The sequence below is a fragment of the Nonomuraea sp. PA05 genome (assembly GCF_008086045.1).
Lineage (GTDB): Bacteria > Actinomycetota > Actinomycetes > Streptosporangiales > Streptosporangiaceae > Nonomuraea > Nonomuraea monospora.
Genome location: NZ_VSEY01000027.1, coordinates 169,544 through 185,094 on the forward strand (window position 1 = coordinate 169,544; position 15,551 = coordinate 185,094).

At 70.5% G+C, this 15,551-nt stretch carries 12 protein-coding genes; 2 read left to right on the top strand and 10 right to left on the bottom strand.

What is annotated here, in order from left to right; all coding sequences use genetic code 11:
* Positions 1–116: 116 nt before the first annotated feature.
* Positions 117–1,169, top strand: a complete 1,053-nt coding sequence (locus FXF51_RS36920) for a PP2C family protein-serine/threonine phosphatase (RefSeq protein ID WP_148439345.1) — start codon at positions 117–119, stop codon at positions 1,167–1,169.
* A 9-nt stretch (positions 1,170–1,178) separates the two neighbouring features.
* On the opposite strand, the gene FXF51_RS62115 is transcribed toward FXF51_RS36920, so the two are convergent.
* Together FXF51_RS62115 and FXF51_RS36930 are read right to left on the bottom strand one after the other, a co-directional pair.
* A complete protein-coding gene (locus FXF51_RS62115) occupies positions 1,179–3,176 on the bottom strand; it encodes a serine/threonine protein kinase (RefSeq protein ID WP_222871617.1) in 1,998 nt (665 codons plus the stop codon).
* Positions 3,173–5,131: a serine/threonine-protein kinase gene (locus tag FXF51_RS36930; RefSeq protein WP_148439346.1), complete on the bottom strand. Its 1,959-nt coding sequence runs from the start codon at positions 5,129–5,131 to the stop codon at positions 3,173–3,175. The genes FXF51_RS62115 and FXF51_RS36930 overlap by 4 nt, the downstream gene beginning before the upstream one ends.
* Before the next feature lie 103 nt (positions 5,132–5,234).
* Here FXF51_RS36930 and FXF51_RS36935 point away from each other — a divergent pair, with 103 nt between their 5' ends.
* On the top strand, positions 5,235–6,014 hold the full coding sequence (locus tag FXF51_RS36935) for a DNA-formamidopyrimidine glycosylase family protein (protein WP_148439347.1): 780 nt from the start codon (positions 5,235–5,237) through the stop codon (positions 6,012–6,014).
* On the opposite strand, the gene FXF51_RS36940 is transcribed toward FXF51_RS36935, so the two are convergent.
* The 8 genes from FXF51_RS36940 to FXF51_RS36975 all read right to left on the bottom strand — a co-directional run.
* A complete protein-coding gene (locus tag FXF51_RS36940; protein ID WP_091084154.1) occupies positions 6,011–6,367 on the bottom strand; it encodes a helix-turn-helix domain-containing protein in 357 nt (118 codons plus the stop codon). The genes FXF51_RS36935 and FXF51_RS36940 overlap by 4 nt on opposite strands.
* Before the next feature lie 286 nt (positions 6,368–6,653).
* Complete coding sequence (locus FXF51_RS36945; protein WP_148439348.1) at positions 6,654–7,145, bottom strand: CinA family protein; 492 nt, start codon at positions 7,143–7,145, stop codon at positions 6,654–6,656.
* Between the two features lie 3 nt (positions 7,146–7,148).
* The gene (pgsA, locus tag FXF51_RS36950; RefSeq protein WP_148439349.1) at positions 7,149–7,724 is read right to left on the bottom strand and encodes a CDP-diacylglycerol--glycerol-3-phosphate 3-phosphatidyltransferase; all 576 of its coding nucleotides are present in this window, start codon (positions 7,722–7,724) and stop codon (positions 7,149–7,151) included.
* Positions 7,721–9,133, bottom strand: a complete 1,413-nt coding sequence (gene rimO, locus FXF51_RS36955) for a 30S ribosomal protein S12 methylthiotransferase RimO (RefSeq protein ID WP_148439350.1) — start codon at positions 9,131–9,133, stop codon at positions 7,721–7,723. The genes pgsA and rimO overlap by 4 nt, the downstream gene beginning before the upstream one ends.
* A gap of 70 nt (positions 9,134–9,203) precedes the next feature.
* Positions 9,204–9,965: a helix-turn-helix domain-containing protein gene (locus FXF51_RS36960; protein WP_148439351.1), complete on the bottom strand. Its 762-nt coding sequence runs from the start codon at positions 9,963–9,965 to the stop codon at positions 9,204–9,206.
* 83 nt (positions 9,966–10,048) lie between these two features.
* The gene (locus FXF51_RS36965; protein WP_148439352.1) at positions 10,049–12,556 is read right to left on the bottom strand and encodes a DNA translocase FtsK; all 2,508 of its coding nucleotides are present in this window, start codon (positions 12,554–12,556) and stop codon (positions 10,049–10,051) included.
* Positions 12,557–12,626: 70 nt separating this feature from the next.
* The gene (locus FXF51_RS36970) at positions 12,627–13,241 is read right to left on the bottom strand and encodes a two-component system response regulator (RefSeq protein ID WP_148439353.1); all 615 of its coding nucleotides are present in this window, start codon (positions 13,239–13,241) and stop codon (positions 12,627–12,629) included.
* Positions 13,238–15,551 (bottom strand): ATP-binding protein (locus FXF51_RS36975; RefSeq protein WP_148439354.1); only part of this gene is annotated, 2,314 nt, incomplete at its 5' end. The genes FXF51_RS36970 and FXF51_RS36975, both read right to left, overlap by 4 nt.

The window sequence follows — 15,551 nt, forward strand, 5'->3', positions numbered from 1 at the left end:
TTGCCGGATTCGCTCCCGCACCGTCACTAAAAGTGAGAAGGTGGCTACTCGCGATCGCAACCATCCGAGGAGGCGCCATCTCGCGGCAAATCGTCTCCAGACATCAACGCCGGCTGGTGCCGGCGCTGCTGGCGACCGAGGTGCTGGTCGCTCTGGCGGACGCCGCGTACGCGACGGTCTCCCTGTCGGCCCTGCTGCTGATCGGCCCGATGGTTGCCGCCCATCTGCTGACCGTCCGCCAGACCCTGCTGGCCGCCGCCACCGCGCTGGCCCTGGCGCTGTTGCTGCCCGCGCTGGACGAGGGCTCCGAGCTGCCGCACCACCTGGTCCGCGCGCTGATCGTGGCCACCGGCGGCCTGTGGGCGTACGTGACGGCGCGCTCCCACGCCCGCCACCACGCCGAGCTGGCCCGCATGACCCGCATCGCCGAGTGGGCGATGATCCCCGCGCTCCCCGCCGAGCTGGGCGGGGTCGGCCTGGCGGCGCACACGCGTTCGTCGGCGGCCACCGCCCGCATCGGCGGCGACCTGCACGACGCCGTCGCCACGCCCACCGGCCTGCGCCTGATCATCGGCGACGTCAAGGGCCACGGCCTGGACGCCGCGCACCTCAGCGCCACCGCGCTGGCCGCCTTCCGCCGCACCGCCGCCACCGCGCCCGACCTGGCCGCGCTGGCCCTCGACCTGGACGCCGCCCTCTCCCCCAGCCTCGGCCCCGAGGATTTCGTGACGGTGCTGCTGGCAGAGTTCGTGCCCGGCGGGGTGCTGCTGGTCAACTGCGGCCACCCGGCTCCGGTGCGCGTGGACAACCGGCTCCGCCCGCTGCACCCGCCCCGCCCGTGCCGGCCGCTCGGCCTGTCGCCCGAGCCGTACGTGTGGCGCGTCCGCCTGCTGCCCTCCGACCGCCTGCTCCTGTTCACCGACGGGCTGACCGAGTCCCGTAGCTGCGAGGGCGTGGAGCTGCCGTTCGACGAGCGGCTGCACGAGGCTCTGACGCAGGCCACGCTGGAGGAGTCGCTGCGCGAGGTGCTGGGGCTGTTGCGGCGGCACACGGGCGGGTCGTGCGCGCACGAGGCGGACGACCTGACGCTGATCCTGGCCCAGCCGCTGCACGCGCGGGAGTCGCCCGTCCCCGCGCCGGTCGTGGATGATCGGCGCAGCCGCGACTGACGCCTGCGGTCACTTCACCGAGAACCAGAAGGTGATCTTGTCGACCTCCTTCCTGGGCCCGCTGATCAGCGTACGGACGGGCTTCCCCGTCGCGTCGGTCATGATGACGTCGGTCGTTCTGGCGCCGGCGACGGTGGCCAGCAGGTGGCTGTCGTCCAGCCAGCCGTGGAACTGGGCGCCGTCCGGCAACCGGGCCTCGCCCTTCTTCGCGCCGGTCCCCTCATCCCAGAAACAGATATTCCTCGCGTTGTCCGGACATTTCGTATTGAAGACTGATCCGAGCGTCGTCTCGGCGGCTCCCCCGGCCGCCAGCGCGCCCACCTCGGAGAACGTCCGCAGCACGGCACCGTTCAGGCCCAGCACCCGCACCGACCCGTCCCGTGCCTGCTGCAGCACGCTCTTCTCGTCCGAGCCCCACTTGTACACGGCCTTGTCCGCGCTCTCCGTCTCGACCACCTTGACCGAGCCCGCGACCGGATCCACGACCGCGAAGCCCACCGCCCCCGCCCCGGACTCGGCGCCGAGCACGGTCGCCAGCAGCAGCCTCCCGTCCGCGGACCAGACCGGATGGTCCAGCATGTGAGGCTTGTTCACGGTACGCAGCTCGCCGTCCCGCCCGGTGGCGCGGTCGCGGATCCGGATCGTCTCGAAGTCGGGACGCCTGGTGCGGGTGGGCGACAGGGAGGCCACGAAGCGGCCACCCGGCGACACGGCCGGGCGCTCGAAGTTCCCGAAGTAGGCGAAGGCCTTGGTGGCGGGGTCGCGGACGTACGCCTCGGCGTTGTCGCGGCTGTCGATGTAGGACGAGACCCAGGCCGGGTCGGCGGCGTTCTCGTGCACGACGATCCCGCTGCCGGCGATCTTCACCTCCGACGCGGACGTGAGCGCCATCGAGCCCGCGCTGGGCGTCGGCAACGGCGCCGGCGCGGACGGCTCCGGGACGGGTGCGGGCCGCAGCAGGAGCACCGCCGCGGTGACGGCCACGGCGGTCACCACCGCCCCCGCCACCACCAACGGCCGCCTCCCCCGCCCCACCCACGCGACAGGCCCCGTCCCGCGCCCCGGCTCCCCTTCACGCCCTGACCGCGCGACCGGCCCTTCGTCGCGCCCCCGCTTCCCTCCATGCCCCGGCGGAGCCGCCGACTGCTGCCCCTCGGCCAACAGCCGCTGCTCGCCCGTGCCGCGCAGCACCTCCTCCGGCACCCGATGCCCCAGCAGCGTGAGCAGCGCGCGCGTCGCGGTGGGCCGTGCCTGCGGATCCTTGGCCAGGCACCGCACGGCCAGCTCGCACAACTCACCGTCCTGTTCACGCAGGTCCCCGAGCTCGGGCTCACCGTGCAGGATCCGGGCCACCAGCGGGGGCAGCTCACCCGTCCCGAACGGCGGCCGCCCGGTCCCGGCCGCCACCATGGTCGCCCCCCACGCGAACAGGTCGGCCGCGGGCCCCACCCGTCCGCCCTCGAACTGCTCGGGAGCCATGTACGGCGGCGTGCCCACGATGTGCTGCCCGGTGACCTCGCCCTCCTCCGCCGCCCGCGAGATCCCGAAGTCGATCACACGCGGTCCGTCCCTGCTGAGCAGCACGTTGCCGGGCTTGAAGTCCCGGTGCACGACCCCGGCCTGGTGGATGGCCGCCAGCGCGGTCAGCGTCCCGATCGCCAGCCGCCGCAGCTCGGCGCCCCGCAGCGGGCCGCGTTCCAGGATCACGTCGGCCAGCGCGGGCCCGTCCACGTACTCGCTGACCACGTAAGGCGTGTCGCCGAACTCCCCGCTGGCGAGCACCTGCGCCGTGCAGAAGGCCTTGACGCGGCGCGCGTACTCGATCTCCTGGCGGAAGCGCACCCGCGCCTCGGGGTCGTCCAGCCCGTCGCCCAGCATCTTGATCGCGACCCGGGTCCCGTCGGGCAACTCGCCGAGGTAGACCACGCCCTGGCCGCCCACGCCGAGCCTGCCGACGATCCGGTGCCCGCCCACCTGGGCGGGATCGTTCGCGATCAGCGGCTTCATGAGGCCGGTACACGGGCGAACTGGAGAGGGATGTTCTCCCGCTCTAGATCGGCCAGCACCCGCTTGACGGTGCCCACTAGATCGATGATCTTGATCTGCGCGGTGCCCTTCTTCTTGCCCGGATCCTGGATGAGCAGGTGTTTCTCGTTCCACCAGCCGCGGAAGCTGCCCTCCTTGCTCCCGAAGGGCACCGTCGCCTGCCTCGCGCCGGTTCTGACGTCCCAGACGCAGATCGCATCACCCTTCGGGCAGACGGTGGCGATCCTCGTGCCGGACGGGGAGTACCACTCGCCGCCGCGCGGCAGGCCCACCCAGTGCATCGTCTTGGTGACCTGGCCGGACAAGTCGTAGAACTCCAGCCCCCTGTTCTTGCCGTCCCAGTAGCCGCGCACGATCTGGCCGTCGGGGCTGAAGGAGTGGAACAGGGTGGAGTCGTTGGTGTACTCGGTCTTGACGTACGCGGCCTTCCTGGCGGCCACGTCGACGACGACGAAGCCCACGAGCAGCCTGGGATCGGCCTTCGTGTCGTAGACCGACAGCAGCAGCTTGCCGCCGTCCCTGGACCAGACGGGGTTCAGCGTGTTCAGGGGCTTGCCGACGGTGCTGACGACGAAGGACTCGCCGGTGGACATCCTGGTGAACTTGACGCGGTCCACCTCCGAGTCCTGGAACTTCAGCATGGGGTTGAGCGCCACCCAGTCGCCTCCGGGTGAGACGACGGGCTGGTCGAAGGCGCTGACGGCCTTGAACGCGCCGTTCCTGTCCCGGGCGTAGCTGGTGTACCGGTCCTTGTCCTCCAGGTAGGCGGCCAGGCGCATCGAGTCGCCCGAGTGCTCGTGCAGGGTGACGCCCACCACGGGCAGCTTCGTGTCCTTGTCCGCCTTCTCCGCCACGTCCTCCAGCGGCGCCTCCGTCGGCGAGGACGTGATCGTCGCAGCCGTGGCCGGCGCGGACGAGGCGGCGGCGGTCGTCGTGGCGGGCGGCCGGTTCGCGGTGAGTGCGTAGACGCCCGCGCCCGAAAGGAGCGCCCCGGCGGCGAACGCGGCCACCAGCGACACCACCGTGCGCGCCCGGCGGGGCGGCCGGGTCTGCGGCACCGGCGCAGGCGCGCTCTCGGCCTCCCCGGTCAGAACAGCCTTCCCTGTCAGACCGGCCTTCCCTGCCAGGACGGCCTTCCCGGTCAGGAACGACGTCTGGCCGACCAGCCGCAGCAGCACCTCGTTGGCGTCGGGCCTGGCCGCCGGATCCTTGTCCAGGCAGCGCTCGATGAGGTCGTGCAGCTCGCCCAGGTCGGGCAGGTCGGGGCCGCGTTCGGCGATGTTGGCGACGGTGGCGCTCATCGACCCGCCCTCAAAGGGCGAGACCCCGGTCACGGCGAACACCATGGTGGCCGCCCACGAGAACACGTCGGCCGCCGGACTGGCGTCGCCGCCGCGTAACCGCTCGGGCGCGGTGTAGGCGGGCACCGCCACCTTCCTGGTGGAGACGGACGCCTCGGCCATCGCCTGTTCCAACCCGGCGTCGATCACCCTGGGCCCGTCGGGCCCGAGCAGCACGTTGCCGGGCCGGATGTCGCCGTGCACCAGCCCCGCCTGGTGGAGGGCGACCAGCGCGGTGATCGTCCCGGCGGCCAGCCGGTAGAGCCCGACGCCGTCGACGGTGCCGCCGACGTCCTTGAGCGCCGGCCCGTCCACGAACTCCGTCACGAGGTAGGCCTGCTCGCCGGCCACCCCGGCGGCCAGGATCTGCGCGGCGCCCACCACGGAGACGCCGCGTAACGGCTCCATCGCGTTCAGGAACGGCTCGGGCTCCATCTCCGGCGGCAGCAGCCGCACCACCACCGGCTCGCCACTTCTCGACCGCCCGAGGAACACCTGCGTCGCCAGCCGCCCGGTCAACCGGTATTGCGCGACCTCGGTGGGATCTCCCGCGCGTAATTCCGCGATCTCCGGCATGCCCTGTCTCAGCCCTTCGTCAAGGCCTGCTCCTGATCGACATTATGGCCGTGAACCCGCGGCATGTGCAGACCATCCTGAAATCCCTTCATAAACTGGGGAAATGCCCGAAGGAGACGCCGTCTACCGCACCGCGGCACGGCTCAGGGGCGCGCTGGACGGCCGGGTGCTGACCCGCTCCGACTTCCGCGTCCCCCGGTACGCCACGGCCGATCTCACCGGACGGCAGGTGATCACCACGCTCTCCCGGGGGAAGCACCTGCTGACCCGGGTCGAGGGCGATCTGACCGTGCACACGCACCTGCGCATGGAGGGCCACTGGCGGGTCGCGGGCGTGCGCGACCGGATCCCGCCCGGCGACCAGGTCAGGCTGATCCTGGCCAACGAGCGGTGGCAGGCGATCGGCATCAGGCTCGGGATGGTGGATCTCGTCAGGACGGCCGAGGAGGCACGTCTGGTGGGTCACCTGGGGCCGGATCTGCTCGGCGCGGACTGGGACCCGGATGAGGCCGTGCGAAGACTACGAGGGGCGCCCGGCAGGACCATCGGGGAGGCGCTGCTCGATCAGCGCAACCTGGCGGGGATCGGCACGATCTATCGCGCCGAGACCCTTTTCCTGCGCGGGATCTGGCCGTGGAAGAAGATCGGCGAGATCGAGGATCTCGGAGGGCTCGTTTCGCTGGCCCACCGGCTGCTGGAGGCCAACAAGGGGCATGCGGGCACGGTGACCACAGGTGACCGCCGCCCAGCGAATCAGACCTGGGTCTATGGCAGGGCAGGGAGGCCCTGTCGCCGATGCGGCACCCGCATCAGCCGTGGGGAGATGGGAGAGCAGCCACAGGAACGGCTGATCCTGTGGTGTGCCGGCTGCCAGCCGCGTTAGGCAGCCACCATGTCCTTGACTTCGGGGAAGACGGAGTCGGAGATCGACCCGGGAACCGTCTCCGCGAGAGGCAGGCGCTCGTGCTCGGGCACGTCGGCCAGCACAGGGGCAGCCTGGAGCTCCGCCAGCGCGAACTGGTCGGAAACCTCACGCAACACCTGCGAAAGCGGCACACCGAGCGCGCCGCAGATCGACGCGAGCAGCTCGGACGAAGCCTCCTTCTGGCCACGCTCCACCTCGGACAGATAGCCGAGCGAGACCCTTGCCAGCGTGGACACCTCGCGTAGCGTGCGTCCCTGCCGCACCCGCAACCGCCTCAGCACGTCTCCGAGCAGCTGACGCAGCAGAATCATCTGTCGCTCCCTCCCCGGCGCGGATGTCTTCACCACGCCCCGCGCGATCGGATCGTGCCGCACTTTGTTCTTCTTCGCTTCGTACATACTCCTCGCCGTCATCACTGGACGTCGCCGCCCCTGGACCGCCGCTCGTGGCTCGTTGCGCGACTCATCAGGCCCGCCTGCCGGGCGCTCGGTGCTTGCGATTGGCTCACGGACCTCACTCACAGCTCCACCGTACCCGTATCCACCGACACCGCGTCAGACCGCGCATCGCATGTTCGCTCGGGACGTAACACGGTAATCACCCGGAATGTTCCCCTATGTTCGCCTTCAGCACACCTGACAGTAGATCGACTGCCTCGTCCACCGTCTCTACCCTGATACGTTCGCGCGACCCTTCGAGTCTCAACTCGCGGAACGAAATCTGCCCGCCAGGGCAGGAAACCGCGGCGTACACCAGGCCGACCGGCTTTCCGTCCTGCGGCTCCGGCCCCGCCACGCCCGTCACGGCCACCCCATAGGTCGCCCCGCACACCCGCGCCACCCCCGCCGCCATCGCGGCGGCCACGTCGGCGTGCACGGCCCCCTCACGCGCCAGCAGGTCCGCCGGCACGCCCAGCAACTCGTGCTTGAGATCGGTGGCGTAGGAGATGACTCCGCCCCTGAAGGCCTTGGAGGAGCCGGACACCGCCGTGATCGCGGCCCCGATGAGCCCGCCCGTCAGCGACTCGGCCACGGCCACCGTGGCTCCTCGCTCCACCAGCATCCTCAGCACCCCGGCCACGTCCGCCATCGATCACTCCTCGCGCGCCTGCTGGGCCACTTTACGCAGCTTCACGGCTCTGAAGATGTAGTCGACCCCCGTCGCCACGGTGACGACCACGGCCCCGCCCATCACCACCCACAGGATGGGACCGGGCACCGGGAAGGGCAGGAGGTAGAGCACGATGGCGGCGATCTGCAGCACGGTCTTGACCTTGCCGCCGTAGCTGGCCGGGATGACCGCGTGCCGCAGCAGCACCAGCCTGAGCGCCGTGATGCCCAGCTCCCTGCCGAGGATCACGATCGTGACCCACCAGGGCAGCTCGCCCAGGACCGACAGGCACACCAGCGCGGCCCCGGTGAGCGCCTTGTCGGCGATCGGGTCGGCGATCTTGCCGAAGTCGGTGATGAGGCCGTACCGCCTGGCCAGCTCACCGTCGAGATGATCGGTGATCGAGGCCACCGCGAAGACCGCGAGCGCGGCCACCCGCCAGCCCGTGCCCGGCACGAAGAGACAGACGACGAAGAAGGGGACGAGCACCAACCGGAGGACCGTGAGGACGTTGGCGATGTTCCACGGGCTTACCACGCGGCGCTCGTCCCTTTTCATGGACCGGCGGCCTTGATGCGCGCGATCAGGTCAACCCCCTCGGCGTCGACCACGTGCGCGCGTACGATCTGACCCTTGACCAGGCCGATGCCCTGCACCGTGACGGAGCCGTCGACCTCGGGCCCCTGGTGCGCCGCGCGGCCCTCGTAGCCGCCGTCGCCCAGGTCGTCGTCGATCAGCACGTCGACCTCGGTGCCGATGCGCTCCTCCGCGCGCTGCGCGGTCAGCTCCTCGGCCAGCTCGGTGAGCATCCGCACGCGCTCGTCGATGACCTCCTGGTCGAGCTTGCCCGCCAGATCGGCCGCCTCCGTGCCGTCCTCGTCGGAGTAGCCGAACACGCCGATCACGTCGAGCCTGGCCTGCTCAAGGAACCCGACCAGCTCGCCGAACTCCTCCTCCGTCTCGCCGGGGAAGCCCACGATGAAGTTGGAGCGCACGCCCGCCTCGGGGGCGCGCTCGCGGATGGTCTCCAGCAGCCCTAGGAAGCGCTCGGGATCGCCGAAGCGGCGCATCCGGCGCAGCACGGAGCCGCTGGCATGCTGGAAGGACAGGTCGAAGTAGGGCGCCACGCCCTCGGTGCCGGTGATCACGTCGATCAGGCCCGGGCGCAGCTCGGCGGGCTGCAGGTAGCTGACGCGCACCCGCTCGACGCCCTCGACGGCGGCGAGCTGCGGCAGCAGCTTCTCCAGGGCCCGCAGGTCGCCCAGGTCCTTACCGTAGGACGTGGAGTTCTCGCTCACCAGGACCAGCTCGCGCACGCCCCTGTGAGCCAGCCAGTCGGCCTCGGCGAGCAGCTCGTCGGGCCGGCGGGAGACGTAGGAGCCGCGGAAGGCCGGGATGGCGCAGAACGTGCAGCGCCGGTCGCAGCCGGAGGCCAGCTTGAGCGAGGCCACCGGGCTCTCGTCGAGCCGTTTGCGCAGCACGCGCGGCCCGCTGGCGGGCGCCAGGCCCTCCGGCAGGTCGCCGTGGCCCGGGATGTTGGCCTTGGGGGCGCTGGCACGGTCCACCGGCGAGATGGGTAGCAAGGTGCGGCGGTCGCGTGGCGTGTGGGGCTTCAGCGGCCTGTCGGCCAGCACGTCGTCGAGGCGGTCACCGATCTCGGCGTAGTCGTCGAAGGAGATGACCGCGCTGGCTTCGGGAAGGGCTTCGGCGAGCTCGTTGCCGTAACGCTCGGCCATGCAACCCGCCGCCACCACCTTCGCGCCTGAGTCGGCGGCGGCCAGCAGCGTGTCGATGGAGTCCTTCTTGGCCGAGTCGATGAAGCCACACGTGTTGACGACGACGACGTCGGGGGCGTCGTCGCCGAGCTGCCAGCCGGCAGCCTCGAGTCGCGCGGCCAGCTCCTCGGAGTCGACCTCGTTACGTGCGCAGCCCAGAGTGATCAGCGATGCGGTTCGGCGGGATGACATGGTGAACACTACGGTATCGGGAGTTGGCCACCACCCGTTGCACTGGGCTCCCTCAGGCTTGCCCGGACGACTACCGCGACTGCGGCTTGGGCGGCCCGAACGAGCGCCGCGCCACGTCTCCCCTGCCCCCGAGCCCCTTCACCCTCTTGCCGTTGACGTGCAGCGTTACCGCTCCGGCGTCCGCCAGCAGCACGTTGACCTTCTCGGGCGCGCGCCACGTGGAGGTCTTGCCCGCCTTGAGAGTGCCCGCGAAGAGCTTGTGCCCCTCGGCGTCGTGCAGGCTCACGTACGACGTCCGCTTCGCCTTGATACGCACGGTAACCGTGTTCTTGGCCGTCATCGGCGACGGCGCCGGCTTGGGCGTCTCGGTGATGGGCGTGTTCGGCGGGACGCTGGGCCGGGCCGAGGCGGCCCGCACGTCGCCCGTGCGCACCTGGTCGCTGGCGCCGCCCATCACCCGCATCATGCCGAAGACGACCACGATGGCGAGCGCGACACCGAGCGCCATCGTCCAGTTGGGCCCGCGCCGCTCCGGCAGGTTGATCTTGCGATCCGCCTGGAAGACGGCCGAGGCCGGCATGGGCTGCGGCGGCCCGCCGTACTGCTGGTCGTAGAGATGGACGGTGGCCTCGGGATCGAGCCCCACCGCCCTGGCCACGGCCCGTACGTGCCCTCTGGCGTAGAAGGCGCCGCCGCACTGACCGTAGTCGTCCTGCTCCATGCAATGGATCATGGCCTCGCGAATTCGGGTAGCCGCGCTGACCTGCGCGACCGTCAGCCCGGCCGTCTGCCTGGCCGCCCGCAGCATGGCCCCGATGCTCTGCTCCTGCACAGCGAACCGCCCCCCACCACACCGACTACTCTTCGTGGTGGTACCTATTCAAGCAGTTATCATCGTGCAACCGTGCATTGGGGTCATTCGCCACGCAGATCGGCCAGCAAACCCGGCAGATCGTCGGGCTTGACGAGCACCTCACGCGCCTTGGAGCCCTCGCTCGGACCGACCACGTTCCGGCTCTCCAGCAGGTCCATCAGCCGCCCCGCCTTGGCGAACCCGACCCGCAGCTTGCGCTGCAACATCGAGGTCGAGCCGAACTGCGTGGTCACGATCAGCTCGGCCGCCTGGATCAGCAGGTCGAGGTCGTCGCCGATGTCCTCGTCGATCTCCTTCTTGACCGGCGCCGCCGCCACGTCCTCGCGGTACTCGACCTGCATCTGCTCCTTGCAGTGCGAGACGATCTCGGCGATCTCCTTCTCGGAGACGAACGCGTTCTGGATGCGGATCGGCTTGCTGGCCCCCATCGGCAGGAAGAGCGCGTCACCCTGGCCGACCAGCTTGTCGGCGCCCGGCTGGTCCAGGATGACCCGCGAGTCGGTGAGGCTGGAGACGGCGAAGGCGAGCCTGGACGGCACGTTCGCCTTGATCAGGCCGGTGACGACGTCCACCGACGGCCGCTGCGTGGCGATCACCAGGTGGATGCCCGCCGCGCGGGCGAGCTGGGTGATGCGCACGATCGAGTCCTCGACGTCGCGCGGGGCCACCATCATCAGGTCGGCCAGCTCGTCCACGATCACCAGCAGGTACGGGTACGGCTGGTAGACCCGCTCGCTGCCCGGCGGCGGCTGCAGCTTGCCCGCCCGCACGGCCTTGTTGAACTCGTCCACGTGCCGGAACCCCGACGCCGCCAGGTCGTCGTAGCGCCGGTCCATCTCGCCCACGACCCACTCCAGGGCCTCGGCGGCCTTCTTCGGGTTGGTGATGATGGGGGTGATGAGGTGGGGGATGCCCTCGTACACGCTGAGCTCGACCCGCTTCGGGTCGACCAGCACCATGCGCACCTCGTCGGGGGTGGCGCGCATGAGGATGGAGGTGATCAGGCCGTTGACGCAGACCGACTTGCCGGCGCCGGTGGCGCCCGCGATGAGCAGGTGCGGCATCTTGGCGAGGTTGGCGACGATGGTGCGGCCCTCGACGTCCTTGCCCAGGCCGACGATCATCGGGTGGTGGTCGGCCTGCGCCACCTGGGAGCGCAGCACGTCGCCGAGCGACACCAGGTCCTTGTCCGCGTTCGGGATCTCGACGCCGATGGCCGACTTGCCGGGGATCGGCGACAGGATGCGCACGTCGGCCGACTTGACGGCGTAGGCGATGTTCTTGGTGAGCGCGGTGACCTTCTCCACCTTCACGGCGGGCCCGAGCTCGATCTCGTAGCGGGTGACCGTCGGGCCGCGGGTGAACCCGATCACCTGCGCGTCGATGGTGAACTGCTCCAGCACGCTCGTCAGCGCGTTCACCACGGTCGTGTTGGCCTTGGTCTGCGGCTTGGGCGCGCTGCCCTGCTTGAGGTGCTGCAGGTCAGGCAGACTGTACGGGCCCGCCTGGGGCGACAGGACGAGCTGCTCGACCTTCCGTGGCGCGGGCGTCGGCTGCGGCGGCTCAGGGCGCCTCTCAGCCTCGGGAGCGGGCGCCTCCTCCTCGTCGGTCAGCCCCGGCACGATCTCCGGCGAGTGGTCGGCCTTCTTGTCCTTCTCCGAGATCACCGGCGTGTCGTACGGCTTGACGGAGTCCTCGCCCTCCTCGGGCTTCTTGGCCCTGACCCGCTTCCTGGCGGCGGGCTTGGCGGCGGACTCGGTGTCGGCGTGCCGCACGAACAGCATGTGCTTCAGCTCGGCAAGCCGCTCCGGGATCCTGTGCACGGGCGTGGCGGTGATCACCAGCACCCCGAAACCGGACAGGAGCAGCAGCAGCGGGATCGTCACCCACGGCGGCAGGATGCTCATCGGCGGCGCCGACACGATGAACCCGACCATGCCGCCGGCCTGCGACACCTTGTCCATGCCCTGGCCCTCACCGGCCGGGTACGGCGTGTCGTTCGCCACGTGGATCACGCCGAGCACGCCCACCATCAGCGCCGCCCAGCCGATGACCATCCGCCCCGTGTCGGCGTTCTGGTCGGGATGGCGCAGGTAACGCCAGGACAGCAGCCCCAGCAGCAGCGGCAGCGCCCACGCCAGCGAGCCGAACACGCCGTGCACCGTGGCGTTCACCACGCCGGCCACCGCGCCCTCGGAGTTGCGCCAGGTCATGGCCGCCAGCACGATCGCGCCCGCCAGCACCGTCAGGCCCACCCCGTCGCGCCGGTGCGCCGGATCGAGCTCCCTGGCGTTCTTGCCCAGGGCCCGGGCCGCGCTGCCGAGGCCGTTGGCGAACAACATCCACAAGCCCACTACCAGCTTGCCGATCATGGTGAAGACCCAGCTGACCGGGTCCTGATGGGTCATCGAGGGCTTGCGGCCGGAGGCGGATCCCTTCGCCCTCGGCCGTCCCGCCGACGAGGCCCCGCGCTTGGCGGGGGCCGAACGGGACGAGGTCGACCGCTTCGCCGGCCCCTTCGATGCGCTTTTCGGCGTACGGGTGGCCATGATGCCAAAGGTACGACGGAGACACCGCGGTACGCGCGGAGGCTCGCCGATGTACTGACCGACCGGAGAGTCAATCCCTGGCGCGCACCGTCGAGACCGCCTCGAACGCCGTCTGCATGGCCGACACCCGATCGGCCAGGTCCTTGACCGCCTCCCGCACCCCCTCGTCGCCCGTGGCGCTCTCCGACAGCCCGTCCAGGCGCGACTCGACCGCCCCCAGCCGCTGCGCGAACCCGGCCAGCGCCTCGTTGTCCCTGACGAGCTCGGCGAGCAGCGTCGCCTGCTCCATCAGCACCGCGGTCTTCCTGAACAGCTCCAGGAACACCGCCACCTTCGACCTGAGCACCCACGGGTCGAACGGCTTGGTGAGGTAGTCGACGGCGCCCACGGCGTACCCGCGGAAGGCCGCGCCCGAGTTGGGCTCGGTGCCGGTCAGGAAGATGATCGGCACGTCGCGGGTCTGGTCGAGCCGCTTGATGTGGGTGGCGGTCTCGAAGCCGTCCATGCCGGGCATGAGCACGTCGAGCAGGACGACCGCGAAGTCGTGGCGCAGCATCAGCTTCATCGCCTCAGGCCCCGACCTGGCCTTGAACAGGAGCTGCTGCAACGGCCGCAGCACGGCCTCCAGCGCCACCAGGCTCTCGTCGTTGTCGTCCACCAGCAGGATCTTGACCTGTCGGTTCATCCGTCCCCCTCCCGATCGCCCGCGAGCCACCCGCGCATCACTTCCAGGAGCTGATCGAGGTCCACGGGTTTGGGCACGTAGTCGGACGCGCCGCAGGAAATCGTCTTCTCCCGGTCGCCCGGCATCGCCTTGGCCGTGAGCGCGACGATCGGCAGGTCGGCGAACCTGGGCATCTGCCGTACGGCGGCGAGCGTCTCGTACCCATCCATCTCGGGCATCATCACGTCCATGAGGACGAGCGCGATGTTCTCCTCCCGCTCCAGCGTCTCGATGCCCTCCCTGCCGTTCTCGGCGTAGACGATCTCCATGCCGAGCCGGCCGAGCACGTGCGTCAGGGCGTAGACGTTGCGGATGTCGTCGTCCACGATGAGCACCCGCCGGCCCGCGAAGGCCGCCCCGAGCGGGCCCTGCTTGAGCCTGCTCAGCTCGGAGGCCGACTGCCACGGGTCGTCGTCGGCCTGCCAGCCGGGCGGCGCGGGGCGGGACTCCTCGGACTCGGCGGGCTCCGCCGGTTCGGCGGGCTCGGGCGGCGGCTGCTCGGGGCCGGAGGCGGCGCACCCGGCCGGCACGTACAGGGTGAACGTGCTGCCCTCGCCAGGGATGCTGCTGGCGTGGATCTCGCCGCCGAGCAGCCGGGCGATCTCGCTGCTGATCGACAGGCCGAGGCCGGTGCCGCCGTACTTGCGGCTGGTGGTGCCGTCGGCCTGCTGGAAGGCGCCGAAGATGGCCGGGAGCTTGTCGGCGGCGATGCCGATGCCGGTGTCGCGCACCGCGAAGGAGAGCACCGGCCGGCCGTCGGGGCCCGGCCAGTCCTCGGCGACGGACACCGACAGGCGCACCTCGCCGGCGGAGGTGAACTTGACCGCGTTCGACAGCAGGTTGCGCAGGATCTGCTGGAGCCTGCGCTCGTCGTTGAACAGCTCGCGGGGCGTGCCGGGGGCGACCTCGATCTCGAACGTCAGCCCCCGGTCGACGGTGAGCGGGCGGAAGGTGGCGTCCACGTAGTCGAGCAGCTTGGTCAGCGGCAGCTTCTCCGGCCGCACGTCCATCCGCCCCGCCTCGATCTTGGACAGGTCGAGGATGTCGTTGATGAGCTGGAGCAGGTCGCTGCCCGCGTTGTGGATGGTGCCGGCGAACTCCACCTCCTGCTCCGACAGGTTGCCCTCGGGGTTGTCGGCCAGCAGCCTGGCCAGGATGAGCAGGCTGTTCAGCGGGGTGCGCAGCTCGTGCGACATGTTGGCCAGGAACTCCGACTTGTAGCGGGACGAGGTGGCCAGCAGGTGCGCCTTCTCCTCCAGCGCGGCGTTCGACCTGCGCAGCTCAGCCTGCTGGCGCTGCAGCTCGTCGGAGCGGCCCTGGAGCTGCTGTGCCAGCCGCTGCGACTCCGACAGCAGCGCCTCGGTGCGGGCGTTGGCGATGATGGTGTTGATGGCGACGCCGATGGTGACCACGAACTGGTCGAAGAAGGCCAGGTGCACGTCGCTGAACCGGCTGAACGAGGCCAGCTCGATCACGCCGAGCACCTTGTCCTCGAACACGATGGGCAGCACCACCACGCTGGCGGGCGCGGCCTCGCCCAGCCCCGAGTGCACGGTGATGTACCCGGCGGGCACGTCCTCCAGCAGGATGCGCTTGCGTTCCAGCGCGGCCTGCCTGATCAGCCCGGGGCCCGGCGTGGCGGGCCCCGGCAGCACGTCGTGGGCGGCGCCGTAGCCGGCGATGTAGGCCAGCGAGCCGTCCACCGAGTCGGCGTCGGCCAGGAAGAAGGCCCCGTACTGGGCGCTGACCAGCGGCGTCAGCTCGCGCAGGATCAGGTCGGCGACCTCGACGAGGTTGCGGTGCCCCTGCATGAGCCCGGCGATGCGGGCCAGGTTGCTCTCCAGCCAGTCCTTGGCGCGGGTGGTCTCGCGCAGGTTGGCGACCATCAGGTTGACGTTGTTCTTCAGCTCGGCGACCTCGCCCTTGGCCTCGACGCTGATCGCACGGCTCATGTCGCCCTGGGCCACGGCGCTGGCGACCTCGGCAATGGCGCGGACCTGGGTGGTGAGGTTGCCGGCGAGCTGGTTGACGTTCTTGGTGAGCCGCTCCCAGGTGCCGTAGACGCCCTCGACCTCGGCCTGGCCGCCCAGCCTGCCCTCCGAGCCGACCTCGCGGGCCACCCTGGTCACCTCGGAGGAGAACGACGAAAGCGTGTCGACCATGGTGTTGATCGTGGTCTTGAGCTCCAGGATCTCGCCACGGGCGTCCACGTCGATCTTCTTGGACAGGTCGCCGTTGGCCACGGCGGTGGCGACCTGGGCGATGTTGCGT

Bases quoted from the DNA above. Each gene is read 5' to 3' on its own strand.
- FXF51_RS36945 (WP_148439348.1), bottom strand. From the start codon at position 7,145: ATGGCGGACGTGGCCGGGGTGCTGAGGATGCTGGTGGAGCGAGGAGCC.
- FXF51_RS36970 (WP_148439353.1), bottom strand. From the start codon at position 13,241: ATGAACCGACAGGTCAAGATCCTGCTGGTGGACGACAACGACGAGAGC.
- FXF51_RS36940 (WP_091084154.1), bottom strand. From the start codon at position 6,367: ATGATTCTGCTGCGTCAGCTGCTCGGAGACGTGCTGAGGCGGTTGCGG.
- pgsA (WP_148439349.1), bottom strand. From the start codon at position 7,724: ATGAAAAGGGACGAGCGCCGCGTGGTAAGCCCGTGGAACATCGCCAAC.
- FXF51_RS36935 (WP_148439347.1), top strand. From the start codon at position 5,235: ATGCCCGAAGGAGACGCCGTCTACCGCACCGCGGCACGGCTCAGGGGC.
- FXF51_RS62115 (WP_222871617.1), bottom strand. From the start codon at position 3,176: ATGAAGCCGCTGATCGCGAACGATCCCGCCCAGGTGGGCGGGCACCGG.
- FXF51_RS36930 (WP_148439346.1), bottom strand. From the start codon at position 5,131: ATGCCGGAGATCGCGGAATTACGCGCGGGAGATCCCACCGAGGTCGCG.
- FXF51_RS36965 (WP_148439352.1), bottom strand. From the start codon at position 12,556: ATGGCCACCCGTACGCCGAAAAGCGCATCGAAGGGGCCGGCGAAGCGG.
- rimO (WP_148439350.1), bottom strand. From the start codon at position 9,133: ATGTCATCCCGCCGAACCGCATCGCTGATCACTCTGGGCTGCGCACGT.